This is a genomic window from Mycobacterium sp. E2462, from assembly GCF_001672685.1.
Classification (GTDB): domain Bacteria; phylum Actinomycetota; class Actinomycetes; order Mycobacteriales; family Mycobacteriaceae; genus Mycobacterium.
In genome coordinates this window covers 1-23,410 of record NZ_LZKC01000316.1, presented here as the reverse complement: position 1 = coordinate 23,410, position 23,410 = coordinate 1, and the positions used below count along the sequence as shown (strand labels likewise).

Sequence of the window (23,410 nt, the reverse complement as noted above, 5' to 3'; positions counted from 1 at the left end):
CGGCCGCTCGGCGCACACCCGCCGCGCCTACCTCGGCGATCTGCGGTCGCTGTGGGCGTTTCTGCAGCAGCGCGGCGTCGACCTCGCGGGATTGAGCCTGCCGCTGTTGCGCGCCTGGCTGGCGTCGGCCGCGGGGGCCGGGACGGCCCGCACGACGCTGGCCCGGCGCACCTCGGCCGTCAAGTCCTTCACCGCATGGGCCGTCCGCCGCGGCCTGCTCGCCGAGGACCCCGCCGCGCGGCTGCAGGTGCCCAAGGCGCACCGCACGTTGCCGGCGGTGCTGCGCCAGGACCAGGCCCTCGACGCCATGAGCGCCGCCAAGTCCGGTGCGCAACAAGGGGATCCGAGAGCGCTGCGGGACCGGCTGATCGTCGAGATGTTGTACGCCACCGGGATCCGGGTGAGCGAGCTGTGCGGCTTGGACGTCGACGATGTCGACTCCCATCATCGGCTGATTCGGGTCCTCGGCAAGGGCAACAAGCAGCGCACCGTGCCCTTCGGCGTGCCCGCGGCCGACGCGCTCGGCGCGTGGCTGAGCACCGGCCGGCCGGCGCTGGCGACCGCGGAGTCGGGTCCTGCGCTGCTGTTGGGCGCCCGGGGCCGGCGCCTCGACGTGCGGCAGGCCCGCACCGTCGTGCATGAGACGGTCTCGGCCGTCGACGGCGCCCCGGACATCGGACCGCACGGGCTGCGGCACAGCGCGGCCACTCACCTGTTGGAGGGTGGGGCCGACCTGCGGGTGGTCCAGGAGCTGCTCGGCCATTCGAGCCTGGCGACGACGCAGCTCTACACCCACGTCGCGGTGTCGCGGCTGCGGGCGGTGCACGACCAGGCGCATCCCCGGGCCTGACGTCCGGTCGCCGCGGACGCCGGCGGCTCTCTCCGGGGTGGCAGGCGAAGTGCCCGCCTCGTAGCGACAAGCGCGGCACCGCGCGGGGTGGCTCTCGTCGGGGTGGCAGGCGAAGTGCCCGCCTCGTAGCGACAAGCGCCGCCACGTGACCCGTGGCGGCCTGTTGTCGCTCTGAGGCGGGCACAACGGCATTAGCCCCCGAACCCGAGGCTCCTGGGGCCCGTGGGACTGGTGATCCGACCCCGCGGGCGCAGCGGCTTGAGCCGGATCGGCGTCGACCCCAACAGCCCCAGCGGGTCGACGTAGTGCGCTCCCGACGCCGGCCCCCACATGGCGCCCCAGTGCAGGCACGCCGCTGCCGGGCACCCGGAGTGCCCGGCCAGCAGCTCACCCAGCGCGGTTCCGGCCGTCACCTGTTGGCCTGCCCGCACCGCCGTCCGCACGGGCTCGTAGCTCGTGCGCAGTCCGCCCGGATGCGCCACCGATACCACCGGCCGCCCCGCCAGCGAACCGGCGAACACCACGACGCCGTCGCCCGCGGCGTACACCGGTTGGCCGGGCCGCCCGGCCAGGTCAACGCCGCGGTGGCCGGGCAGCCAGTCGGGCGTCGGCGCGTCGAAACCCCGGGTCACGGCCGGGACGGGCTGCAGCGGCCAGTCCAGCCGGCCCTCGTCCGCGTGCGCCGCCCCGGCGGCGCCGATGCTCACCACCAGCGTCGACGCGGCGGCGCCGATGCTCACCACCAGCGTCGACGCGGCGGCGCCGATGCTCACCACCAGCGCCGGCGCGGCGGCCACGAGAATTGACCCGACGGTCAGCGCCACACGCCGCACCCAGGCAGTCCAGCGTGACCGCGACGGCCGCACCAGCCGGGTCGGCAGCGGCTGTGGACAGAACCACCTGCTGAGTCGGTGTAAACTGCTGGTCGCAGCTCGTTCGCGGGCTGACTTCGCGCGTCCGCACCGCGGTCCCTTTCCACTAGGTCCGCACCAGCATGCCGAGCGGTCCCGCCTCACCAGCGGGTTCGGCAGCAGCAGGCGCCAGGGCCCGGCTTCACCCGACGCCGGGCGACAACCGACACAAATTAAGGCACAACCATGGCCGTAGTCACCATGAAGCAGCTGCTGGATAGCGGCACCCACTTCGGGCACCAGACCCGTCGCTGGAATCCCAAGATGAAGCGGTTCATCTTCACCGACCGCAACGGCATCTACATCATCGACTTGCAGCAGACGCTGACCTTCATCGACAAGGCGTACGAGTTCGTCAAGGAGACCGTCGCCCACGGTGGATCGGTGCTGTTCGTCGGCACCAAGAAGCAGGCGCAGGAGTCGGTCGCCGCCGAGGCGACCCGGGTCGGCATGCCGTATGTGAACCAGCGCTGGCTGGGCGGGATGCTCACCAACTTCTCCACGGTCCACAAGCGGCTGCAGCGCCTCAAGGAGCTCGAGGCGATGGAGCAGACCGGTGGCTTCGAGGGTCGCACCAAGAAGGAAATCCTGATGCTGACCCGGGAGAAGAACAAGCTGGAGCGCAGCCTGGGCGGTATCCGCGACATGGCCAAGGTGCCGTCGGCGATCTGGGTCGTCGACACCAACAAGGAGCACATCGCCGTCGGTGAGGCCCGCAAGCTGGGCATCCCGGTCATCGCGATCCTGGACACCAACTGCGACCCGGACGAGGTCGACTACCCGATCCCGGGCAACGACGACGCGATCCGCTCCGCCGCGCTGCTCACCAAGGTGATCGCCTCCGCGGTCGCCGAGGGCCTGCAGGCCCGCGCCGGCGTCGGCCGCGGCGACGGCAAGCCCGAGGCGCAGGCCGCCGAGCCGCTCGCCGAGTGGGAGCAGGAGCTGCTCGCTTCGGCGACCGCGACCGCCGCTCCGGCCGGCAACGACGCCACGGCCGGCGCCCCCGAACCAACCCCCACGGAAGGCTAATATGGCGAACTTCACCGCCGCCGACGTCAAGCGGCTCCGGGAACTCACCGGGGCCGGCATGCTCGACTGTAAGAACGCGCTGGCCGAGTCCGACGGCGACTTCGACAAGGCCGTCGAGGCGCTGCGCATCAAGGGCGCCAAGGACGTCGGCAAGCGGGCCGAGCGGGCCACGGCCGAGGGCCTGGTCGCGGCCAAGGACGGCGCGCTCATCGAGCTGAACTCCGAGACGGACTTCGTCGCCAAGAACGCCGAGTTTCAGGCGCTCGCCGACCAGATCGTCACGGCCGCCGTCGCGTCCAAGGTCGCCGACCTCGCCGAGCTCAACGCCGCGAGCGTCGACGGCGGCAAGACTGTCGAGCAGGCGATCGCCGAGCTCTCCGCCAAGATCGGCGAGAAGCTGGTGTTGCGCCGCGTCGCCAACTTCAGCGGCACCGTCGAGACCTACCTGCACCGTCGCGCGGCCGACCTGCCGCCGGCGGTGGGCGTGCTCGTCGAGTACGAGGGCTCGGATTCCGACGCCGCCCACGCGGTCGCGCTGCAGATCGCCGCGCTCAAGGCGCGCTACCTGTCCCGCGACGACGTGCCGGAGGACGTGGTGGCCAGCGAGCGCCGCATCGCCGAGGAGACCGCCAAGGCGGAGGGCAAGCCCGAGCAGGCCCTGCCCAAGATCGTCGAGGGCCGGCTCAACGGATTCTTCAAGGACGCCGTGCTGCTCGAGCAGCCGTCGGTGTCCGACAGCAAGAAGACCGTCAAGGCGCTGCTGGACGACGCCGGCGTCACCGTGACCCGGTTCGTTCGCTTCGAGGTGGGCCAGGCTTAACGCGCGAGCCCCGGCGCGTTAGCGTCGGGGCTATGCGACACGTGCACGCCTTCGGCGACGACGCTCTGGGTGAGCTGGACGCGGTGGGCCTGGCCGACGCCCTGCGCGCCGGCCTGGTCGGCCGGGCGGAGGTGGTCGAGGCCGCCATCGCCCGCACCGAGGCCGTCGACCCCCTCCTCAACGGCCTGGCCTACGCGGCCTTCACCCAGGCCCGGGCCGCCGTGGCGGGCGGGGCCGAGGCCGGCGACCGCCGGTTCTTCGAGGGCGTGCCGACGTTCGTCAAGGACAACGTCGACGTGGCCGGCCAGCCGAGCATGCACGGCGCCGACGCGTGGACCCCGTTCGACGCCGCCGCCGACAGCGTGTTCACCCGGCTCTACCTCGCTACGGGGTTGACGTCGGCGGGCAAGACGCAACTCTCGGAGTTCGGCTTCAGCGCGTCGGCCGAACACCCGCGGCTGGGCCCGGTCCGCAACCCGTGGAACACCGACTACACGGCGGGGGCGTCGTCGTCGGGCTCCGGCGCCTTCGTGGCGGCCGGGGTGGTCCCGATCGCGCACGCCAACGACGGCGGGGGATCGATCCGAATTCCCGCCGCCTGCAACGGGCTGGTCGGCCTCAAGCCCTCCCGCGGACGGCTTCCGCTGGACCCGGTGTTGCGGCGGATGCCGGTGGGCATCGTGGCCAACGGGGTCCTCACCCGCTCCGTGCGTGACACGGCGGCGTTCTACCGGGAGGCCGAACGTATCTGGCGGAACCCCAAGCTCGCGCCGGTCGGCGACGTCACCGGGCCCGGCCGGCAACGGCTGCGGATCGCGGTGGTGACCCGCTCGGTGCAGCGCGAGTGCAGCCCGCAGATGCGGGAGCTGACCATGAAGTCGGCCGGGCTGCTCGAGGAGCTCGGCCACCGCGTCGAGCGGGTCGACGAACCGCCGGTGCCGGCCAGCTTCGTCGACGACTTCGTGCTGTATTGGGCATCTTTGGCGTTGGCGCAGATGCGCGCCGGGCGGCACCTGTTCGGCAAGACGTTCGACCGCGGCCGCCTCGACGCGTTGACGCTGGGGCTGGACCGGCACACCCGCCGCAACCTGCACCGGCTGCCGCTGGCGATCGCACGGCTGCGCCGGATCCGCGGCCGCACCGCGCGGTTCTTCGCCACCTATGACGCCGTGCTGACGCCGACCGTCGCCGACGAGACGCCGCGCATCGGCTTTCTCGCGCCGACGGACTACCGCCAGGTGATCGCCCGGCTGACTGACTGGGTGTCGTTCACCCCGCTGCAGAACGTCACGGGCGAGCCGGCGATCTCGTTGCCCCTGGCGCAGTCCGCCGACGGCATGCCCGTCGGCATGATGCTCGCGGCGGACGTCGGACAGGAAGCGCTGCTGCTGCAGCTGGCCTTCGAGCTGGAGGAGGCGCACCCGTTCGCGCGCATCCAGGCGGCGTGATCAGTCGGTCCCGAGCTTTTCCAGCATCCGCTTGAATTCGCGCTGCTGGGCGTCGGTGAGCTTGCTCAGGATCCGGGCGTCGGCGGTGCGCACCGCGCCCTCCGCGCGCTTGAGCAGGGCCCGCCCCTGGCTGGTCAGCGTCGCCGGCAGCGCCCGTCCCGACGACACCGACGACGGGCGCGCCACCACGCCGGCCTCCTCCAGCTTGCGCAGCACCGTGTTCATCGCCTGGGGCGTGACATTGGTGTGCCGCGACAATTCGGCGCTCGACATGCCGGGATACATCGAAAGGATGCGCAGGCAAACGAATTCGGGGAGCGTCAGGCCCAGCGGGCCCAGCACGGCGGACACTTCCGGACGCAGCACCGCGCCCACTCGGTAGAGCAGGAATCCCAGCGGAGCGTCGTCGACGTGACCCATGTCAACGATATTGACATATTCCGCCGCCCGAATGCGCCAAGCGGGTCGCCGTGGTTGTCCGTTGCCCAAGCGGGTAACCGACCACGAGCGGCGCGGTGGTGGCACCGCGCCCTGGCGCACGAGGAGGTTCCATGCCGAAGACGACGAAAGGCGGCAAGCCCAAGGACAGCGAACTGCCGAGCACGCTGCAGCGTTCCAACGCCAAGGCGCAACGGACATTCGCCAAGACCCACGACGCCGCCGCCGACGAATACGGCGACGAAGAGCGCGCCCATCGGGTGGCGTACTCCGCCCTCAAGCACAGCTTCGAAAAGGTGGGCGATCATTGGGAGCCCAAGGAGCACAAGGGCCCATCCGACGAACGGGCGGAAAGCGGCGGCCCCCGCGCCACCGGGGAGTCGGCCGAGGGCGTCAACGCCAACGCCACCAAAAAGCACCTGCTCGACGTGGCCCGGCGCCTCGGGGTGCAGGGCCGGTCGACGATGAACAAGGCGGACCTGGTCGACGCGATCAAGAAGCACAATCGCAAGGTCCGCGGCCGGTAAGCCGCGGCCGCCGCGACTGTGACGTAGCCCGCACCCCGTCGACTCGTTTAGGGGCGTCGGTACCGGGCACCCGCGGGCCATGGTCGCCTCAACCACCTCCAGCGAATTGCACCGGTGCCTCAGCGATGTCGTCTTCCCGGCGAACAAGCGCGAACTCCTCGGTGCCGCCGAGCGCAACGGCTGTGACACCCAGACTCTGCACGCCCTGTCGGCCATCCCGTCCGGGACCTACACCAACGTCGCGCAGATCGCCTCGTCGGTCACGATCGCCGACGAGCGTGATAGGCCGGACCTCCCGCGAGACGCCGCCGCGCGCCCCCCAGACGCGACCCCGAAATCGACCGACACCACCGACGACTTCCCGGTGCTGGGCCCCATGGTCGAACACGTCCACGAGAATCCCGACCGCTGAGCCGGTTTCGGCGGCGGCCGCTACAGGATCGGGCGGCCGCCGGTGACCGCCACTCGCGCGCCGGAGATGTAGCTCGCGTCGTCGGAGGCGAGCAGCACATAGACGGGCGCGAGTTCGGCGGGCTGACCCGCGCGACCTAACGGCGTGTTCTCACCGAACGATTCGACTTTCTCCGGCGGCATCGTCGCGGGAATGAGTGGCGTCCAGATGGGGCCGGGCGCCACGCTGTTCACCCGGATTCCCTTCTCGCCCAACAATTGCGCCAGGCTCGCCGAGAAGTTGGCGATCGCCGCCTTGGTCGCCGCGTACGGCGCCAGGGTGGGATTCGGGCTATCGGAGTTGACCGAGGAGCTGCCGATGATCGACGACCCGGGGGCCATGTGCGGGACGGCCGCCTTGGTGAGGTAGAAGTGCGCGCCGACGTTGAGCCGGAACGTGTAATCCCATTCATCGTCGCTGATGTCGTCCAGACTCTGATGGGTCATCTGGAAGGCGGCGTTGTTGACGAGGATGTCCACCCCGCCGAGTTCGGTCACCGCGCGCTCCACGACCGCGCGGCAGTGGGCCGGGTCGGACAGGTCGCCGGAAACCAGGACGCACTTGCGGCCCGCCTCGGTCACGTGGCGTTCGACGTCGCGCGCGTCGTCGTCCTCGTTGAGATAGGCGATCAGCACGTCAGCGCCCTCCCGGGCGAACGCTATCGCGACGGCCCGCCCGATTCCGCTATCACCGCCGGTGATGATCGCCCTCTTGCCGGTCAGTTTTCCCGAGCCCCGGTATGAGTCTTCTCCGCAATCGGGAATGGGGTCCATTTGTGACTGGACGCCGGGAACCTGTTGTTGCTGCGCCGTAAAGCCCACGCCGTTTTCCTCTCCGGGATTCTGAAAGCGATTGAGTGTGAAGGTCAGGGTTCGCGCGGGGCGGGGCCCGCGGTCGGCACGTCGGGATCGTCGTCGGCGGGCGGCTCCAGGTCGCGCCATTCCTCGGCCCGACTCGGCCGGTTACCCTGCATGGTGCCGCTCAGTTCCTGCTTCAGCTGCTCGTCTTCGCGAGCGCTGTGCTTGGCGTTTCCGCGTTCCATGCTCTTCACCCCTACCGTGACGTCAGCGTGCGTAGCCCGGCCCGGCGCAACGGCCGGCCGGATTCCCACGCTCGGACTACCCGCCGGCAGGCGGCTCAATCGCGGTACCTCCCCGGGCAGTAATCATGTGAGTTGTGAGACCAATGATATTTCTGGGGCCCAAGTTGCTGAGGCGTAATGCCTTATCGGTGCATTTGCTCAGCGCCATTTCCCGCTATTGGTTGGCGCTGCGGGTTTAAGCCCGCGTCGGAATGGCTATCGAAACTGCTGTGGTTTGTCGCCCTTTCGGGGGGCGCGATTGTTCGACAGGAAAGGAATTTCCCATGAAATCGATGACCGGCATCAAAACCGCAATTGCCGCCGGGGGGATCGGAGCGGCGGCGGTGTTCACGACGGCGACGGCGTTCGCCGCGCCGCCCACCATCCAGGCGTTCGGCAGCAGCGAGCAACTGGTCGACGGCCCGCTGATCACCAGTTACACGGTGAGCAACCTGCAACCGAGCAACGTCGTCATTCCCGGCTACACGCCCAAAGGTCAGCTGTATCAAGCCGACGTCACCGCCCGCTCCGACGGCGGCATCGTGACGCCGCTGGTCGCCGACTTCAACGCCCGCGCGGCCAACGGCCAGACCTATCGGGTGATCGACCGGACACCGGCGCCCAACGGGCTGAGCCCGGCGCCGCTGCCGCAGGGCCAGCAGTCGAGCGGCACCCTGTACTTCGACGTCACCGGCCAGCCGCCCAACGGCGTGGTCTACAACGACGGCGTGCAGGACGTGCTGACCTGGACCAGCAACACCTGACCGGCGACCCGCCCGACCACGCCGACGCCTCTCCGCGCCGTTCCCGGTGCGGGGAGGCGCTTTTTTCCGGGTCGCCGAGAACCGTGCATCGCCCGCGCCGGAATCGGGTACACCGCAGCCATGAGTAACCCAGATCACAGGCCAGCAGACCTTCGCGCGCAGGCGCAGCGCAACGCCGAGAAAGCGCGCGCGAAGATGGAGGACCGGCGCAAGGCGCAGAGCGGCGGCGTCAGTGGATGGGTCGCCGAGCGCGCAGGCCAATGGGATCTGCGCGGCCAGGACGAGGCCACCTTGCAGCGGCAGAAGTACCTGTGGAACGTGCTGGTGGACTACTGGTTCCGCATGGAGATCGACGGCTGGGAAAACATCCCCGAGCCGCCGGCGCTACTGGTGGGCATCCATTCGGGTGCCCCGTTCGTGTGGGACGCGTGGACGGTCGGCCTGCAGTGGTGGCGGCGGTTCGGGCAGGACCGACCCCTGCACGGCACGGCCCACGACGCGCTGATGGCGATCCCGCTGTTCGGGCGCTACTTCCGGTCGATGGGGGTGCTGCCGGCGGCGCCGGACGCGATCGCCACCGCGCTGGCGGAGGGCCGCGATGTCGCGCTGTGGCCCGGCGGGGAAGTCGACTCGCTGCGGCCGTGGACCGAACGCGACCGCGCCAATCTCGCCGGGCGAAAGGGCTTCGTCGGCATGGCCATTCGCGCCGGCGTCCCGATCGTGCCCATCGCCACCGTCGGCGGCGCCGACGCGATGCCGGTGCTGATCCGGGGCGACAAGCTGTCCAAGGCTCTGCAGCTGGACCGCCTGTTGCGGCTCAAGGTGTTTCCGTTGGCGGTCTCGCTGCCGTGGGGGATAGCGCCCGCGGCGCTGCCTCAGTTGCCGCTGCCCGCCAAGATCAGGACGCGTTTCATGCCGGCCGTCGAACTCGACCACGACCCGCAGCGTGCGGACGACGAAGACTACGTGGAGCGCAAGTACCGCGAGGTGCAGGACTCCATCCAAGAGGGGATGGATGCGCTGGCGCGCAAACGCGCCTTCCCGTTGTTCGGGTAGCGCCCGCGGCCCCTAGCCCGCCTTAGCTCGAGAGGGCTTGTGTCCCAGCGGGATCGGGCCCACCGGAGCCGCCCGGATCCGAGGGTGGCGGCGGCGTCGACCATCCCGGGGTCAGCGTCGATTCGGTGACGATCCATTCCGGTTGCGGCGGGGTGGCCGCGCGATACCCGACGCCGCGCACCGTGCCGATCATCCACTGGTGTCGCGGGCCGAGTTTCGTCCGGAGCCGTCGCACGTGGACGTCGACGGTGCGTACCCGCCCGCTGCAGTCGTAACCCCACACCTCGTGCATCAGCCGGGTGCGGCTGAAGGCACGGCCCGCCTGCTGCACAAGGAAGTTCAGCAACCGGAACTCGGTCAACGTCAGATCCAGTCCCTTGCCCTCCAACGAGGCGGTCAGGTCGGCCGGATGCAGGAGCAGGTCACCGAACTTCAGGGTGCCGTCAATCGCGTTGCGGCGGCGCCCGATTGCCAACCGCAGCCGCGCCCGCAGTTCCATGGCGCCCGGGCGGGGCAACATCACGTCGTCGAACTGCCAATCGGCGTCCACGGCGGCGCAGTCGGCCGGTTCCACTAGCGCCACCACCGCGGTGGTCGGGTTGCTGCCGGCCAGGCGCTGGCAAATCGCTTGCGCCGCAGGGAGGTTACGGCGCGCGTCGACGATGGCGACATCCGCGCCGTCGGGCTCGCCGTCTAGATGAACGGTCAGCTGGGCGCGCCGCGCGTCGGGGGCAAACGAGTGCAGCTCCGGCAGAGCGGTCTCGAAGTCATCCGCATCGGTGAGCACCAAAACGTCCAACGACATCTCCCAACTTCGCCAGGTCGGTCCACCCCCCGGTCCGTAGGCATCTCGCACGGGAGATGTCGTACAGCGCTATTTCTGGATACCCGTCACGCGTTGAATTATGCCGACGCGCAGCGCCGTAAACACCGATGAGCCCGGTCCGCCGTTACGGACCGGGCCCACCTGTGGAGCAAGCTACTGGTTGGACTTCTGGCGCTGCTCGGCCGCTTCGGCGCCGCCGCGAGCCGCCTCAGCCTCGGCTTCCTTCTTGGCCGCGTCGCGCTGCGCCTCGGCCTTGTCCTGCTGGGCCTGGCCCTCGCGCGTCAGGTCGTCACGACCCGCCACGGCGCCGACGGCCTCCTTGGCCTTGCCCTTCACGTCCTCGACGACGCCCTTCACAGCTTCAGCCGGTCCCGACTTGTTGTCGTCAGCCATGGATCAGTTCCTCCCTCGTTGGCGTGTGGTGAGCTCTGGTGCTCATGCCGATCGCGAGCGATCGATCCCGTCATGCGGCACAGCACGGCCCTACTTCTTAAGGCCAGCCAGTCCTCCCGCGATGGGGCGGATTCCCGTTGCCGCGCCGGGCTCAAACATTTGACGCGGTCGTGAACAAAACACCAGCCCATAACGCACCCCGCCGAAGCCGCATTGTGCTGCGATGAGGCAGGATGTGAACTGCCGTTCCGGATGAGGTCGCCCGGGATGGCACTGTCATGCGAGGAGTCTGATGACGGAGCCCACGGAGCCCCACGTCGCCGGCTCGGCGGCTCCCGGGTCGCAGTCGGCGAGCGCCGAGAACGGCGTTGCCCTGTCCGCACCGGAAAACGGGTCGCTCTCCGGCCAGCCCATCACCCGGGCCCGCTATTCACGAGTGCTGCTCAAGCTGGGCGGTGAGATGTTCGGGGGCGGCTCGGTCGGGCTCGACCCCGACGTGGTGGCCCGGGTGGCTCGCCAGATCGCCGAGGTCGTCCGCGGCGGCGTGCAGGTGGCCGTCGTGATCGGTGGTGGCAACTTCTTCCGGGGCGCGCAGTTACAACAACGCGGCATGGAGCGCACCCGCTCGGACTACATGGGCATGCTCGGCACCGTCATGAACAGCCTGGCGCTGCAGGACTTCCTGGAGAAGGAGGGCATCGTCACGCGCGTCCAGACCGCGATCACCATGGGACAGGTCGCCGAGCCCTACCTGCCGCTGCGCGCGGTGCGGCACCTGGAGAAGGGGCGCGTCGTGATCTTCGGCGCCGGCATGGGGTTGCCGTACTTCTCCACCGACACGACCGCCGCGCAGCGCGCGCTGGAGGTCGGCGCCGAGGTGGTGCTCATGGCCAAGGCCGTGGACGGGGTGTTTTCGGCGGACCCGCGCGAGGACCCCGACGCGGAACTGATCGCGGCCATCACCCACCGCGAGGTGATCGACCGCGGGCTGCGGGTGGCCGATGCCACCGCGTTTAGCCTGTGCATGGACAATGGCATGCCGATCCTGGTGTTCAACCTGCTGACCAATGGCAATATCGCCCGTGCGGTCGCTGGTGAGAAGATCGGGACCCTGGTCACCACCTGAGGAGGAGCGGCGCACGTGCGCGCCGGCGACGATGCAGAGCGAAGCGATGAGAAGGAGCGGCGCACGATGATTGACGAGGCTCTCTTCGATGCGGAAGAGAAAATGGAAAAGGCCGTATCGGTGGCCCGCGACGACCTGTCGACGATCCGGACGGGGCGCGCCAACCCGGGCATGTTCTCGCGCATCGTGATCGACTACTACGGCACTAACACGCCGATCACCCAGCTGGCCAGCATCAACGTCCCCGAGGCGCGGCTCGTCGTTATCAAGCCGTACGAAGCGGGTCAACTCGGCGCCATCGAAACCGCGATTCGCAACTCCGACCTAGGCGTGAATCCCAGCAACGACGGCACCCTGATTCGCGTCGCCGTGCCGCAGCTGACCGAGGAGCGCCGCCGGGAGCTGGTCAAGCAGGCCAAGGGCAAAGGGGAGGACGCCAAGGTCTCGGTGCGCAACATCCGCCGCAAGGCGATGGAGGAGCTGCACCGCATCCGCAAGGACGGCGAGGCGGGCGAGGACGAGGTCGGCCGCGCCGAGAAAGACCTGGACAAGTCCACTCAGCAGTACATCACCCAGATCGACGAGCTGGTCAAGCACAAAGAAGGCGAGCTGCTGGAGGTCTAGCGACCGCTCAGCAGCTGATTCGTTTCAGGTCCGTGGCAGACACCGGCGCAGGCATCCCTCCCCGCGAGCCGGCGCGCGCGGCCGAGAAGCCCGCCGAGCGGCCGGCGAAGAAGACCTCCCGCGCCGGGCGCGACCTGCGCGCGGCCATCCTGGTCGGCGCCAGCATCGGCGGCGTGCTGATCGCCACGCTGGTGTACGCCCCCCGCTACTGGGTGGTGCTGGTGGCCGCGGCCATCTTCGTCGCCACCCACGAGGTGGTTCGGCGGCTGCGCGAGGCCGGATTCCTGATCCCCGTCATCCCGCTGCTGCTCGGCGGCCAGCTGACCGTGTGGTTGACCTGGCCGTACCACGCCGCTGGGGCGATGGCCGGCTTCGGTGTCACGGTGATGGCCTGCATGTTCTGGCGACTGTTCATGCAGGACAACAGCAAACCGGCCGGCCCGGCCGACGGCTCGGCGTCGGCGAACTACCTGCGCGACGCGTCCGCCACCGTCTTCCTGGCGGCGTGGGTGCCGCTGTTCGCCTCGTTCGCCGCGCTGCTGGTCTATCCCGCCGACGGTGCGGGCCGGGTGTTCTGCCTGATGATCACCGTCGTTGCTTCCGACGTGGGGGGCTACACCGTCGGCGTCCTGGCCGGCAAACACCCGATGGTGCCGGCGATCAGCCCGAAAAAGTCCTGGGAGGGCCTGGCCGGATCGCTGGTGCTCGGCATCACCGCGGCGATCCTGACCGCGACCTTTCTGGCGGGCAAGCCCCCGTGGGTGGGCGCGCTGTTGGGCGTCGTGCTGGTGTTCACCTGCACCCTCGGTGACCTGGTGGAATCCCAAGTCAAGCGCGACCTCGGCATCAAGGACATGGGCCGCCTGCTGCCCGGCCACGGCGGCCTGATGGATCGGCTCGACGGCGTGCTGCCGTCGGCCGTGGCGGCCTGGACGGTGCTGACACTGGTGCCCTGAGGGGATACTGGACCAGTCATGGTTGTGCAGTTGACGTTTTCCGAGCGCCGCCCCGGCCGGCCCCCGCGGCACCTGGCCGACCTCGACGCGCAGGGCCGCGCGTCGGCCGTCGCCGAGTTGGGCCTGCCGGCGTTTCGCGCCAAGCAACTGGCGCATCAGTACTACGGCCGGTTGATCGGCGACCCGCGCCAGATGACCGATCTGCCCGCGGGTGTGCGCGACGCCCTCGCCGAGACGATGTTCCCGACGCTGCTCACCGCGGTCTCCGACATCACCTGCGACGCCGGCCAGACCCGGAAGACGTTGTGGCGGGCCGTCGACGGCGCGACGGTCGAGTCGGTGCTGATGCGCTACCCGCAGCGCAACACGGTATGCATCTCGTCGCAGGCGGGCTGCGGCATGGCCTGCCCGTTCTGCGCCACGGGTCAGGGCGGGTTGACCCGCAACCTGTCCACGGCCGAAATCCTCGAGCAGGTGCGCGCCGGTGCGGCGGCGCTGCGCGACGACTTCGGCGACCGGCTGTCCAACGTGGTGTTCATGGGCATGGGTGAGCCGCTCGCCAACTACGCGCGGGTGCTGGCCGCGGTGCAGCGCATCACCGCCGCGCCGCCGCACGGTTTCGGCATCTCGGCCCGTTCGGTGACGGTGTCGACGGTGGGGCTGGCCCCGGCGATCCGCAGGCTCGCCGACGAGCGGCTCGGGGTGACGCTGGCGCTGTCGTTGCACGCGCCCGACGACGAGCTGCGCGACACGCTGGTGCCCGTCAACAACCGGTGGAAGGTGGCCGAGGCCCTGGACGCGGCGCGCTACTACGCCGACACCACCGGCCGGCGGGTGTCGGTGGAGTATGCGCTGATCCGCGATGTCAACGACCAGGGCTGGCGGGCCGACCTGCTGGGGCAGCGGCTGCATCGCGCGCTCGGACCGCTGGTGCACGTCAACCTGATCCCGCTCAATCCCACGCCCGGCAGCGACTGGGACGCCAGCCCGAAGGCCATGGAACGCGATTTCGTGCGCCGCGTGCGGGCGCAGGGGGTGTCGTGCACGGTGCGGGACACGCGCGGACGCGAGATCAGCGCCGCCTGCGGACAGCTGGCCGCCGAAGGCGGGTAGGTGGAGCGCAGGCGCTTCGGCCCGAGCCTGCGGACAGCTGGCCGCCGAAGGCGGGTAGGTGGAGCGCAGGCGCTTTGACCCGAGCCTGCGGACAGCTGGCCGCCGAAGGCGGGTAGGTGAACCGATCCGGTGGCTGCGCCGTTGTCTAGGGCGTGATTTCAGCAAATGAGGACTCCACGACCGTTCGCTCGTCCGCGCACCGCCACGTGTTTGCCGCAGCCCTGCTGGCGGTGGCGCTTCTGCTCGGCCTGAGCGGTGCTCCCCGCGCGCTGGCCGCCGACGACCGCCTGCAGTTCACCGGGACCACCCTGAGCGGGGCGCCGTTCAACGGCGCGAGCCTGCAGGGCAAGCCAGCCGTGCTCTGGTTCTGGGCGCCGCAGTGCCCGTTCTGCAACGCCGAGGCCCCGGGCGTCGCGCAGGCCGCCGCCGCCAACCCGGGTGTCACGTTCGTCGGCGTGGTGGGCCATTCGGACGTCGGCGCCGCGCAGGACTTCGTCTCGAAATACCACCTCAACTTCACCAACCTCAACGACGCCGACGGCTCGATCTGGGCGCGCTACAACGTCCCTTGGCAGCCGGCCTACGTGTTCTACCGCGCGGACGGCAGCTCGACGTTCGTGAACAACCCGACCTCGGCGATGTCGGCGCAGGAGCTGTCGGACCGGGTCGCGGCCCTCAAGTCCTAGAGGCGTGGACCGGGGTCTGATCGGGCTTGCGTTCGCCGCCGGCCTGGTCGCAGCCGTGAATCCGTGCGGCTTCGCGATGCTGCCCGCATACCTGCTGTTGGTGGTGCGCGGGCACGGCGACGGCGGACGGTCGGCCGGGGCGCCGCTGGGACGTGCGCTGACCGCGACGCTCGGCATGGCGCTGGGCTTCGTGACGGTGTTCGGGGTCTTCGGCGCCCTGACCCTCTCGGCGGCCGCAGCCGTCCAGCGGTATGTGCCGTACGCGACGGTCGTCGTCGGTGCGCTGCTCGTCGCGCTGGGGGGCTGGCTGCTGGCGGGCCGGTCGCTTGCCATCGCCGGTGCCGCGCGGCTGGCCGCGCGGTGGGCGCCGAGCGCCCGCCTCGGCTCCATGTACGGCTACGGCGTCGGCTACGCGATCGCGTCGTTGTCCTGCACCGTGGGCCCCTTCCTGGCCGTCACCGCGGCCGGGCTGCGGGCCCGGTCGGCGGTCACCGGGGCACTGGTCTACGTCGCCTACCTGGCGGGGCTGACGCTGGTCGCCGGGGTCCTGGCCGTCGCGGCGGCGACGGCCAGCTCGGCGATCGTCGACCGGCTGCGTCGGCTACTGCCCGTCGTCAACCGGATCGGCGGGGCGCTGCTGATCGTCGTCGGCCTCTACGTCGCCTACTACGGCTATTACGAGCTGCGCCTGCTCCACGGCGCCGCCGACCCGCGCGACGCGGTGATCGCGGTCGCCGGTCAGGTGCAAGGCGCGGTCGCGGGCTGGGTGCACCAGCATGGGGTGTGGCCGTGGCTGGCGGCGCTGGCCGCGCTGGGCGTCGTCGCCGCGGGCCTGCGGGTGCGACGGCGCGATCCCGGTCGGGAAGCGGTAGCTAGCGGATCCAGCCGCGCCGCCGACCCCACAGGTCGCGGATCAGGATGAACAGCACCAACGCGGCGAACCCGAGCAGAAACCAGTCCTCGACGTGGCCGATGTGGTTGCCGCGCAGCATCGCCAGCAGGAAGACGAAGCCGATCAGGCCGGTCACGTGCCAGGTGCGGTGATTGATCCGGCTCCAACCCCAGGCCGCCGAGGGCACCTCGAAGGTGTCGACGCCGTTGGAGTGCTCCACCTCGGTACTGGCCACGGCGCATCCCTTTCGGATCGGATCGGCTTGTTCCGATGAATTCTGGCATACCCGGCGCGCGGGCGTGGCGAGCAGATGGCCCGCCCCGGCTCACGGGCGGCACAATGAAACGGTGACCGATCCGACGACCGACGGGCAAACCGGCGCGCGCCTGCGCGTGCTGGTGCTGGGCAGCACCGGCTCGATCGGCACCCAGGCGCTCGAGGTCATTGCCGCAAACCCCGACCGGTTCGAGCTGGTCGGCCTGGCGGCGGGCGGCGCGAACCTGGACACGCTGCAGCGCCAGCGCGCCGAGACCGGCGTGACGAACATCGCCATCGCCGACGAGCGCGCCGCGGAAGCGGCCGGCGAGGTGGCGTTCCGCGGGCCCGACGCGGCCACCCGGCTGGTGCAGGAAACCGAGGCCGACGTCGTGCTCAACGCGCTGGTCGGGGCGCTGGGGCTGCGGCCCACCCTGGCGGCGCTGGACTCCGGCGCCCGGTTGGCGCTGGCCAATAAGGAATCCCTGGTGGCCGGGGGCCCGCTGGTCCTGGGCGCCGCCCGGCCGGGGCAGATCGTGCCCGTCGACTCCGAACATTCCGCGCTGGCGCAGTGCCTGCGCGGCGGCACCCCCGACGAGGTCGCCAAGCTGGTCCTGACCGCCTCCGGCGGCCCGTTCCGCGGCTGGACCGCCGCCCAACTCGAGGACGTCACCCCCGAGCAGGCCGGCGCCCACCCCACCTGGTCGATGGGGCCGATGAACACCCTGAACTCGGCTTCCCTGGTCAACAAGGGGCTGGAGCTCATCGAGACCCACCTGCTCTTCGGCATCGACTACGACCGCATCGAGGTGGTGGTGCACCCGCAGTCAATCGTTCATTCGATGGTCACCTTCGTGGACGGCTCGACGATCGCGCAGGCCAGCCCGCCGGACATGAAGCTGCCGATCGCGCTGGCCCTGGGCTGGCCGCACCGGGTGCCGGGCGCGGCGCGCTCGTGCGACTTCAGCACTGCCGCCACCTGGGAGTTCGAGCCCCTGGACAGCGACGTGTTCCCCGCGGTGGAACTGGCCCGGCACGCGGGCGAGACCGGCGGATGCCTGACCGCGGTCTACAACGCCGCCAACGAAGAGGCGACGGCGGCCTTCCTGCGCGGCCGCATCGGGTTCCCCGCGATCGTGAAAACCATCGCCGACGTGCTGCACGCCGCCGACCAATGGGCCCGCACACCCGCTAACGTGGATGAGGTACTCGATGCGCAGCGTTGGGCACGGGAGCGGGCGCAACGCGCCGTCGCCCGCGAACGCCCCGCCGAGGTCGTGCGGTGACGCCTCCGAACACAACGTCAGAAAGGTGCTGACAGCGACATGATGTTTGTCATCGGCATTGTGCTGTTCGCCCTTGCCATCCTGATCTCGGTGGCCCTGCACGAGTGCGGGCACATGTGGGTTGCGCGGGCGACGGGCATGAAGGTGCGCCGCTATTTCGTGGGTTTCGGCCCCACCCTGTGGTCGACCCGCCGCGGCGAGACCGAGTACGGCGTCAAAGCCGTTCCGCTGGGCGGCTTCTGCGACATCGCCGGGATGACCTCGGTCGAGGAACTGGCGCCCGACGAGACCGAGCGCGCGATGTACAAGCAGGCCGCGTGGAAGCGCGTCGCCGTGCTGTTCGCCGGGCCCGGCATGAACTTCCTCATCTGCCTGGTGCTGATCTACGTCATCGCGCTGATCTGGGGGCTGCCGAACCTGCACCCGCCGACCCAGGCGATCGTCGGCGAAACCGCTTGTGTCGCGCCGGAAGTCGCTCCGGGCAAGGTTGCCGACTGCACCGGCCCCGGCCCGGCGGCGCTGGCCGGCATCCGCCCCGGCGACGTGATCGTCAAGGTCGGCGACACCCGGGTGGCCACCTTCGAGGACATGGCCGCGGCCATCCGCAAGCTGCACGGCACCGTACCCGTCGTGGTCGAGCGCAACGGCACCCCGATCACCGCCTACGTCGACGTGACCCCCACCCAGCGGTTCGTCGCCGCGGGCGGACACGACTCGGCGGCCCAGCCCTCGACCGTCGGCGCCATCGGCGTCGCGGCGGTCCGGGTGGCGCCGGCGCACTACAACGTGCTCTCCGCCGTGCCGGCCACCGTCGCGTTCGCGTGGAGCCTCACCGGCGAGGTGGGCAAGGCCCTGGTCGCCATCCCGACCAAGGTGGGCGCGCTCGTGCACGCCATCGGCGGCGGCCAGCGCGACCCGCAGACGCCGATGAGCGTCGTCGGCGCCAGCATCATCGGCGGCGACACCGTCGACCACGGCCTGTGGGTGGCGTTCTGGTTCTTCCTGGCCCAGCTGAACCTCATCCTGGGCGCGATCAACCTGGTGCCGCTGCTGCCGTTCGACGGCGGACACATCGCGATCGCGGTCTACGAAAAGATCCGCAACCTCGTGCGGTCGGCACGCGGCAAGGTCGCGGCGGCGCCCGTCAACTACCTCAGGCTGATGCCGGCGACCTACGTCGTGCTCGTGTTCGTGGTCGGCTACATGCTGCTGACCGTGACCGCCGATCTGGTCAACCCGATCAGACTCTTCCAATGACGACTCGAAGGAAATGACACTGTGAACGTTGGCCTGGGCATGCCGGCGCCCCCGGCGCCCACGCTCGCCCCGCGGCGGACCACGCGCCAACTGATGGTCCGCGACGTCGGGGTCGGCAGCGACTATCCGATCTCGGTGCAGTCGATGTGCACCACGAAGACCCACGACGTCAACTCGACGCTGCAGCAGATCGCCGAGCTGACCACCGCCGGCTGCGACATCGTCCGGGTGGCGTGCCCGCGCCAGGAGGACGCCGACGCGCTGCCGGCGATCGCCAAGAAGAGCAAGATTCCGGTGATCGCCGACATCCACTTCCAGCCGAAGTACATCTTCGCCGCGATCGACGCCGGATGCGCCGCGGTGCGCGTGAACCCCGGCAACATCAAGGAATTCGACGGCCGGGTCGGCGAGGTCGCCAAAGCCGCCGCGGCGGCGGGCATCCCGATCCGCATCGGTGTCAACGCCGGGTCGCTGGACAAGCGGTTCATGGAGAAGTACGGCAAGGCCACACCCGAGGCCCTCGTCGAGTCCGCGCTGTGGGAGGCCTCGCTGTTCGAGGAGCACGGCTTCGGCGACATCAAGATCAGCGTCAAGCACAACGACCCGGTCGTCATGGTGGCCGCCTACGAGCAACTCGCCGAGCAATGCGACTACCCGCTGCACCTCGGCGTCACGGAGGCCGGCCCCGCGTTCCAGGGCACCATCAAGTCCGCGGTCGCCTTCGGTGCGCTGCTGTCGCGGGGCATCGGCGACACCATCCGGGTGTCGTTGTCCGCGCCGCCGGTCGAAGAGGTCAAGGTCGGCACGCAGATCCTGGAGTCGTTGAACCTGCGGCCCCGGTCGCTGGAGATCGTGTCCTGCCCGTCGTGCGGGCGCGCGCAGGTGGACGTCTACACGCTGGCCAACGAGGTGACGGCCGGCCTGGACGGCCTGGACGTGCCGCTGCGCGTCGCGGTGATGGGCTGCGTGGTGAACGGGCCGGGGGAGGCGCGCGAGGCGGATCTGGGCGTCGCGTCGGGAAATGGCAAGGGGCAGATCTTCGTTCGCGGCGAGGTGATCAAGACGGTGCCCGAGGCGCAGATCGTCGAGACGCTGATCGAGGAAGCCATGCGCATCGCCGCCGAGATGAACGACGATCACGGTCCGGACCCAACACCCAGCGGTTCGCCGGTTGTGACCGTAAGCTGAATAGCGGCCGGCGTCGTTTGGCCGCTTCGATTCGCACCACAGAGAGTTCGCCACATGTCGGCTCCGCCCCTGTTCCGCCTAGTCGGCGACCGACGGGTGTCCGTGGTGCGCGACGCCGCGGCCGTCTGGCGGGTGCTCGACGACGACCCGGTGGGGTCGTGCATGGTCGCGGCCCGCGTCGCCGACCACGGCATCGACCCGAACTCGATCGGCGGCGAACTGTGGACGCTGCGCGGGGCTGACGAATCGCTGTGCTTCGCGGGGGCGAACCTGATTCCGCTGCGCGGCGCGGCGGCCGACCTGAACGCCTTCGTCGACGAGGCGATGCGCGGCACGCGGCGCTGTTCGTCGCTGGTGGGCCGCGCCGAGTTGGTGATGCCCATGTGGGAGCGGCTCGAGCCCGCGTGGGGCCCGGCCCGCGACGTCCGCGACCACCAGCCGCTGCTGGCCCTGACCAAGCACCCCGCCTGCGACATCGACCCCGCGGTGCGCCAGGTGCGGCCGGAGGAGCTGGACGCCTACCTGGTGGCGGCCGTCGACATGTTCATCGGCGAGGTGGGGGTCGACCCCCGGCTCGGTGACGGCGGCCGGGGATACCGGCGCCGGGTGGCCAGCCTGATCGCCGCCGGGCGCGCCTGGGCGCGCTTCGAACACGGCCAGGTCGTCTTCAAGGCCGAGGTGGGGTCGCAATCGCCCAGCGTCGGCCAGATCCAGGGGGTCTGGGTGCACCCCGAGATGCGGGGGCGGGGGCTCGGGACCGCCGGCACCGCCACCGTGGCCGCGGTGATCGTGGGCACCGGGCGCACCGCCAGCCTGTACGTGAACAGCTTCAACGCGGTGGCGCGCGCCGCTTACGCGCGGGCGGGCTTCACCGAGGTCGGGACCTTCGCCACGGTCCTGCTGGACTGAGCGCCGGGGCGCGGCGGCCAGGTGCTCGAGGGCGCGGCTGCTTCAGGCACGCTGGCGCCACCGGTGGCCCACGCACGCGCCACCGCCTGGCGTAAGCCGTCCATAACGATTCGGCGTCGGTGTGTCGGCGCGGCTGCCGACGCCTCAGTTCTTAACATCAGCAACGATGGTAACGAGAACAACATTGGCCTCAGGTGCCTCAGTGGTTTTGCTCGTGGCGGCGATCGGCCTGTCGGCGTGCACGCCACGCCCCGAAGGCCCCGGCCCCGCGGCGGAGAAGTTCTTCCACGCGCTGGCCATCGGTGACACCGCGACGGCCGCGCAACTGAGCGACAGCCCGAACGACGCGCGCGAGGCGCTCAACGCCGCGTGGGCCGGGCTGCAGGCCAGCCACCTGGACGCGCAGATCCTCAACGCCAAGTACGCCGAGGACACCGGCACGGTCAACTATCGGTTCACCTGGCACCTGCCCAAGAACCGCAACTGGAGCTACGACGGCCAGCTCCGGATGGCGCGCGACGAGGGCCGCTGGGAGGTCCGCTGGACCACCACGGCGCTGCACCCGAAGCTGGGCGAGCACCAGACGTTCGCCCTGCGGGCCGACCGGCCCCGCCGCGCCTCGGTGAACGACCTGGGCGGCAGCGACGTCCTGGTGCCCGGCTTCGTGTACCACTACGCGCTCGACGCCACCAAGGCCGGCCCGCCGCAGTCGCTGAGTTTCACCACCCACTCGATCGTCGACGTGTTGCGGCCCTTCAACGACACGCTGACCGACCCGCAGCTGCTCGCCGAGCGGGCCAGCTCGTCGGCCAACCAGGTGGACCTGGGGGTGACGCTGCTGCCCGCCGACAACGACAAGGTGTTCCCGCTGATCGGCCGGTTGCCGGGCATCGTGGTCACCCCGCAACCCGAAATGCTGCCCACCGACCCGCATTTCGCGCCATCGGTCGTCGCCGCGGTCAAGAAGTCCGTGGCCGACCAACTCGATGGCGAGGCCGGCTGGCGGGTCGTGAGCGTCAACCAGAACGGCGTCGAGCTCGAGGTGCTGCACGAGGTGGAGGGCTCACCGGCGCCGTCGGTGTCGATCACGCTGGACCGCGTCGTGCAGAACGCCGCCCAACGCGCGGTCGACAACAAGGGCGGTAAGGCGATGATCGTCGTCATCAAGCCGTCGACCGGCGAGATCCTGGCGATCGCCCAGAACGGCGGCGCCGACGCCGACGGCCTGCCCGCCACCAACGGCCTGTTCCCGCCCGGCTCGACCTTCAAGATGATCACCGCCGGCGCGGCCGTCGACCGCGACATGGCCACGCCCAACTCCATGCTCGGCTGCCCCGGCCACCTCGACATCGGGCACCGCACCGTTCCCAACTACGGCGGTTTCGACCTTGGCGTCGTCTCGCTGTCGCGGGCGTTCGCCAGCTCGTGCAACACCACGTTCGCCGAACTGAGCAGCAAGATGCCGCCCCGCGGCCTGACCCAGACGGCCGCCCAGTATGGAATCGGCCTGGATTACTCGATGGACGGCGTGAGCACGGTGACGGGCTCGGTGCCGCCGACGGTGGACCTGGCCGAACGCACGGAGGACGGCTTCGGCCAGGGCAAGGTGCTGGCCAGCCCGTTCGGCATGGCCCTGGTGGCCGCGACGGTGGCCGCCGGGCGGACCCCGGTGCCGCAGCTGATCGCGGGGCGGCAGACGGCGGTCCAGGGCGACGCCACGCCGATCAGCCCCAAGATGGTCGACGCGCTGCGGCCCATGATGCGGCTGGTGGTCACCAACGGCACCGCGAAGGAGATCGCCGGGTGCGGGGAGGTGTACGGCAAGACCGGTGAGGCGGAGTTCCCCGGGGGATCGCACTCCTGGTTTGCCGGCTACCGCGGCGACCTCGCCTTCGCTTCGCTCATCGTCGGCGGCGGCAGCTCCGAGTGGGCGGTGCGCATGACGAAGTTCATGTTCGAGGCGCTGCCGCCGAACTTCCTGGCCTGACGCCGGTGGGCCGCCCGGCACCGCGGCGTAAATTCGGGGGCGATGGTTGTCGGCGTCAGGAAAGGCCATGACGGAGCCCGGTAAAGACATGGTGGCGTTGCGGGTCTCGGACGCCGACCGGAACGGCACGATGCGGCGGCTGCACAACGCCGTTGCGCTCGGGCTGATCGATATCGACGAGTTCGAACAGCGCTCGTCGCAGGTCTCTTACGCGCGCACCCGCGGCGAGCTGGACGGCCTGGTCGGCGACCTGCCGGGTCCCGGCGCCATCGTCACTTCCGCCGCCGACCGGGTGGAGCTGCGCGGCTGGGCGGGGTCCCTCAAACGCCACGGCGAATGGATGGTGCCCACCCGGCTGGCCCTGGTCCGCCGGGTGGGGTCGGTGCACCTGGACCTGACCAGGGCGCGGTTCGCCGGCCCCGTGGTGGTGATCGAGCTCGACATGCGCCTCGGTTCGGTCGAGATCCGGTTGCCCGACGGCGCCAGCGCGTCTATCGACGACGTCGAGGTCTACGGCGGCAGCGCCAGCGACCGGCG

General features: G+C 70.3%; 26 protein-coding genes and 1 pseudogene. 20 read left to right on the top strand and 7 right to left on the bottom strand.

Annotation, left to right across the window (positions count from 1 at the left end; all coding sequences use genetic code 11):
* Positions 1-850, top strand: an 850-nt coding sequence (locus tag A5714_RS16205; protein ID WP_068286667.1) for a tyrosine recombinase XerC, incomplete at its 5' end; no start/stop codon positions are given.
* A gap of 236 nt (positions 851-1,086) precedes the next feature.
* On the opposite strand, the pseudogene A5714_RS16200 reads toward A5714_RS16205, so the two are convergent.
* A pseudogene (locus A5714_RS16200) lies at positions 1,087-1,542 on the bottom strand (M23 family metallopeptidase); the annotation flags it as partial.
* A gap of 405 nt (positions 1,543-1,947) precedes the next feature.
* On the opposite strand from A5714_RS16200, the gene rpsB reads away from it, so the two are divergent.
* The 3 genes from rpsB to A5714_RS16185 are packed head-to-tail and all read left to right on the top strand — an operon-like array spanning position 1,948 to position 5,058.
* The gene (rpsB, locus tag A5714_RS16195; RefSeq protein ID WP_068064428.1) at positions 1,948-2,790 is read left to right on the top strand and encodes a 30S ribosomal protein S2; all 843 of its coding nucleotides are present in this window, start codon (positions 1,948-1,950) and stop codon (positions 2,788-2,790) included.
* A 1-nt stretch (position 2,791) separates the two neighbouring features.
* Entirely contained in the window at positions 2,792-3,610 is an 819-nt protein-coding gene (gene tsf, locus A5714_RS16190; protein ID WP_068064431.1) for a translation elongation factor Ts, read from the top strand.
* A 32-nt stretch (positions 3,611-3,642) separates the two neighbouring features.
* On the top strand, positions 3,643-5,058 hold the full coding sequence (locus A5714_RS16185; protein WP_068286664.1) for an amidase: 1,416 nt from the start codon (positions 3,643-3,645) through the stop codon (positions 5,056-5,058).
* Here A5714_RS16185 and A5714_RS16180 read toward each other — a convergent pair whose 3' ends face one another.
* A complete protein-coding gene (locus A5714_RS16180; protein ID WP_068064434.1) occupies positions 5,059-5,478 on the bottom strand; it encodes a MarR family winged helix-turn-helix transcriptional regulator in 420 nt (139 codons plus the stop codon). It abuts the gene before it with no gap.
* A 131-nt stretch (positions 5,479-5,609) separates the two neighbouring features.
* Here A5714_RS16180 and A5714_RS16175 point away from each other — a divergent pair, with 131 nt between their 5' ends.
* Positions 5,610-6,023 carry a ChaB family protein gene (locus A5714_RS16175; RefSeq protein ID WP_068064436.1) on the top strand — a complete coding sequence of 138 codons (414 nt, stop codon included), beginning with the start codon at positions 5,610-5,612 and terminating at the stop codon, positions 6,021-6,023.
* A gap of 79 nt (positions 6,024-6,102) precedes the next feature.
* Positions 6,103-6,435: a DUF2795 domain-containing protein gene (locus A5714_RS16170; protein WP_068286661.1), complete on the top strand. Its 333-nt coding sequence runs from the start codon at positions 6,103-6,105 to the stop codon at positions 6,433-6,435.
* Positions 6,436-6,455: 20 nt separating this feature from the next.
* On the opposite strand, the gene A5714_RS16165 is transcribed toward A5714_RS16170, so the two are convergent.
* A complete protein-coding gene (locus A5714_RS16165) occupies positions 6,456-7,295 on the bottom strand; it encodes a glucose 1-dehydrogenase (RefSeq protein WP_068286657.1) in 840 nt (279 codons plus the stop codon).
* Between the two features lie 44 nt (positions 7,296-7,339).
* The gene (locus A5714_RS26655) at positions 7,340-7,516 is read right to left on the bottom strand and encodes a hypothetical protein (RefSeq protein ID WP_197513750.1); all 177 of its coding nucleotides are present in this window, start codon (positions 7,514-7,516) and stop codon (positions 7,340-7,342) included.
* A 323-nt stretch (positions 7,517-7,839) separates the two neighbouring features.
* Between A5714_RS26655 and A5714_RS16155 the strand changes: the two genes are divergently transcribed.
* On the top strand, positions 7,840-8,319 hold the full coding sequence (locus A5714_RS16155; RefSeq protein WP_068064443.1) for an MPT63 family protein: 480 nt from the start codon (positions 7,840-7,842) through the stop codon (positions 8,317-8,319).
* 120 nt (positions 8,320-8,439) lie between these two features.
* Positions 8,440-9,375 carry a lysophospholipid acyltransferase family protein gene (locus tag A5714_RS16150; RefSeq protein WP_068286648.1) on the top strand — a complete coding sequence of 312 codons (936 nt, stop codon included), beginning with the start codon at positions 8,440-8,442 and terminating at the stop codon, positions 9,373-9,375.
* 22 nt (positions 9,376-9,397) lie between these two features.
* Here A5714_RS16150 and A5714_RS16145 read toward each other — a convergent pair whose 3' ends face one another.
* Positions 9,398-10,180 (bottom strand): response regulator transcription factor, encoded by a 783-nt coding sequence (locus tag A5714_RS16145; RefSeq protein WP_068286645.1) that lies wholly within the window; start codon positions 10,178-10,180, stop codon positions 9,398-9,400.
* Between the two features lie 174 nt (positions 10,181-10,354).
* Positions 10,355-10,594 (bottom strand): CsbD family protein, encoded by a 240-nt coding sequence (locus tag A5714_RS16140; RefSeq protein ID WP_068064451.1) that lies wholly within the window; start codon positions 10,592-10,594, stop codon positions 10,355-10,357.
* A gap of 292 nt (positions 10,595-10,886) precedes the next feature.
* Between A5714_RS16140 and pyrH the strand changes: the two genes are divergently transcribed.
* The 6 genes from pyrH (at position 10,887) to A5714_RS16110 (ending at position 16,021) form a co-directional block, all read left to right on the top strand.
* Positions 10,887-11,720 (top strand): UMP kinase, encoded by an 834-nt coding sequence (gene pyrH / locus A5714_RS16135; protein ID WP_068064454.1) that lies wholly within the window; start codon positions 10,887-10,889, stop codon positions 11,718-11,720.
* A 66-nt stretch (positions 11,721-11,786) separates the two neighbouring features.
* Positions 11,787-12,344, top strand: a complete 558-nt coding sequence (gene frr / locus A5714_RS16130; RefSeq protein WP_068064456.1) for a ribosome recycling factor — start codon at positions 11,787-11,789, stop codon at positions 12,342-12,344.
* Between the two features lie 32 nt (positions 12,345-12,376).
* Positions 12,377-13,300, top strand: a complete 924-nt coding sequence (locus A5714_RS16125; protein WP_082959782.1) for a phosphatidate cytidylyltransferase — start codon at positions 12,377-12,379, stop codon at positions 13,298-13,300.
* A gap of 18 nt (positions 13,301-13,318) precedes the next feature.
* Entirely contained in the window at positions 13,319-14,413 is a 1,095-nt protein-coding gene (gene rlmN, locus A5714_RS16120; protein WP_068286641.1) for a 23S rRNA (adenine(2503)-C(2))-methyltransferase RlmN, read from the top strand.
* A gap of 206 nt (positions 14,414-14,619) precedes the next feature.
* Positions 14,620-15,099 carry a redoxin domain-containing protein gene (locus tag A5714_RS16115; RefSeq protein WP_068286640.1) on the top strand — a complete coding sequence of 160 codons (480 nt, stop codon included), beginning with the start codon at positions 14,620-14,622 and terminating at the stop codon, positions 15,097-15,099.
* A 4-nt stretch (positions 15,100-15,103) separates the two neighbouring features.
* Positions 15,104-16,021, top strand: coding sequence for a cytochrome c biogenesis CcdA family protein (locus A5714_RS16110; protein ID WP_068286639.1), 918 nt, complete (start codon positions 15,104-15,106; stop codon positions 16,019-16,021).
* Here the strand turns inward: A5714_RS16110 and A5714_RS16105 are convergent.
* Positions 15,972-16,226, bottom strand: a complete 255-nt coding sequence (locus A5714_RS16105) for a DUF2631 domain-containing protein (protein ID WP_068064462.1) — start codon at positions 16,224-16,226, stop codon at positions 15,972-15,974. The genes A5714_RS16110 and A5714_RS16105 overlap by 50 nt on opposite strands.
* A 112-nt stretch (positions 16,227-16,338) precedes the next feature.
* Between A5714_RS16105 and dxr the strand changes: the two genes are divergently transcribed.
* The 6 genes from dxr to A5714_RS16075 all read left to right on the top strand — a co-directional run.
* A complete protein-coding gene (gene dxr, locus A5714_RS16100) occupies positions 16,339-17,532 on the top strand; it encodes a 1-deoxy-D-xylulose-5-phosphate reductoisomerase (RefSeq protein WP_068286637.1) in 1,194 nt (397 codons plus the stop codon).
* Between the two features lie 39 nt (positions 17,533-17,571).
* Positions 17,572-18,789 carry an RIP metalloprotease gene (locus A5714_RS16095; protein WP_068286634.1) on the top strand — a complete coding sequence of 406 codons (1,218 nt, stop codon included), beginning with the start codon at positions 17,572-17,574 and terminating at the stop codon, positions 18,787-18,789.
* A gap of 21 nt (positions 18,790-18,810) precedes the next feature.
* Positions 18,811-19,977, top strand: a complete 1,167-nt coding sequence (gene ispG, locus A5714_RS16090) for a flavodoxin-dependent (E)-4-hydroxy-3-methylbut-2-enyl-diphosphate synthase (RefSeq protein WP_156747348.1) — start codon at positions 18,811-18,813, stop codon at positions 19,975-19,977.
* Between the two features lie 54 nt (positions 19,978-20,031).
* Positions 20,032-20,886, top strand: a complete 855-nt coding sequence (locus A5714_RS16085; RefSeq protein ID WP_068286629.1) for a GNAT family N-acetyltransferase — start codon at positions 20,032-20,034, stop codon at positions 20,884-20,886.
* A gap of 166 nt (positions 20,887-21,052) precedes the next feature.
* Complete coding sequence (locus A5714_RS16080; RefSeq protein WP_068064474.1) at positions 21,053-22,873, top strand: penicillin-binding transpeptidase domain-containing protein; 1,821 nt, start codon at positions 21,053-21,055, stop codon at positions 22,871-22,873.
* A 67-nt stretch (positions 22,874-22,940) separates the two neighbouring features.
* Positions 22,941-23,410: DUF1707 domain-containing protein (locus A5714_RS16075; protein WP_068286627.1), on the top strand; the 470-nt coding region annotated here is incomplete at its 3' end.

Coding starts and splice junctions, on each gene's coding strand:
- rpsB (WP_068064428.1), top strand. CDS start 1,948: ATGGCCGTAGTCACCATGAAGCAGCTGCTGGATAGCGGCACCCACTTC.
- tsf (WP_068064431.1), top strand. CDS start 2,792: ATGGCGAACTTCACCGCCGCCGACGTCAAGCGGCTCCGGGAACTCACC.
- A5714_RS16185 (WP_068286664.1), top strand. CDS start 3,643: ATGCGACACGTGCACGCCTTCGGCGACGACGCTCTGGGTGAGCTGGAC.
- A5714_RS16180 (WP_068064434.1), bottom strand. CDS start 5,478: ATGGGTCACGTCGACGACGCTCCGCTGGGATTCCTGCTCTACCGAGTG.
- A5714_RS16175 (WP_068064436.1), top strand. CDS start 5,610: ATGCCGAAGACGACGAAAGGCGGCAAGCCCAAGGACAGCGAACTGCCG.
- A5714_RS16170 (WP_068286661.1), top strand. CDS start 6,103: ATGGTCGCCTCAACCACCTCCAGCGAATTGCACCGGTGCCTCAGCGAT.
- A5714_RS26655 (WP_197513750.1), bottom strand. CDS start 7,516: ATGGAACGCGGAAACGCCAAGCACAGCGCTCGCGAAGACGAGCAGCTG.
- A5714_RS16155 (WP_068064443.1), top strand. CDS start 7,840: ATGAAATCGATGACCGGCATCAAAACCGCAATTGCCGCCGGGGGGATC.
- A5714_RS16150 (WP_068286648.1), top strand. CDS start 8,440: ATGAGTAACCCAGATCACAGGCCAGCAGACCTTCGCGCGCAGGCGCAG.
- A5714_RS16145 (WP_068286645.1), bottom strand. CDS start 10,180: ATGTCGTTGGACGTTTTGGTGCTCACCGATGCGGATGACTTCGAGACC.
- A5714_RS16140 (WP_068064451.1), bottom strand. CDS start 10,594: ATGGCTGACGACAACAAGTCGGGACCGGCTGAAGCTGTGAAGGGCGTC.
- pyrH (WP_068064454.1), top strand. CDS start 10,887: ATGACGGAGCCCACGGAGCCCCACGTCGCCGGCTCGGCGGCTCCCGGG.
- frr (WP_068064456.1), top strand. CDS start 11,787: ATGATTGACGAGGCTCTCTTCGATGCGGAAGAGAAAATGGAAAAGGCC.
- rlmN (WP_068286641.1), top strand. CDS start 13,319: ATGGTTGTGCAGTTGACGTTTTCCGAGCGCCGCCCCGGCCGGCCCCCG.
- A5714_RS16095 (WP_068286634.1), top strand. CDS start 17,572: ATGATGTTTGTCATCGGCATTGTGCTGTTCGCCCTTGCCATCCTGATC.
- A5714_RS16085 (WP_068286629.1), top strand. CDS start 20,032: ATGTCGGCTCCGCCCCTGTTCCGCCTAGTCGGCGACCGACGGGTGTCC.
- A5714_RS16080 (WP_068064474.1), top strand. CDS start 21,053: ATGGTAACGAGAACAACATTGGCCTCAGGTGCCTCAGTGGTTTTGCTC.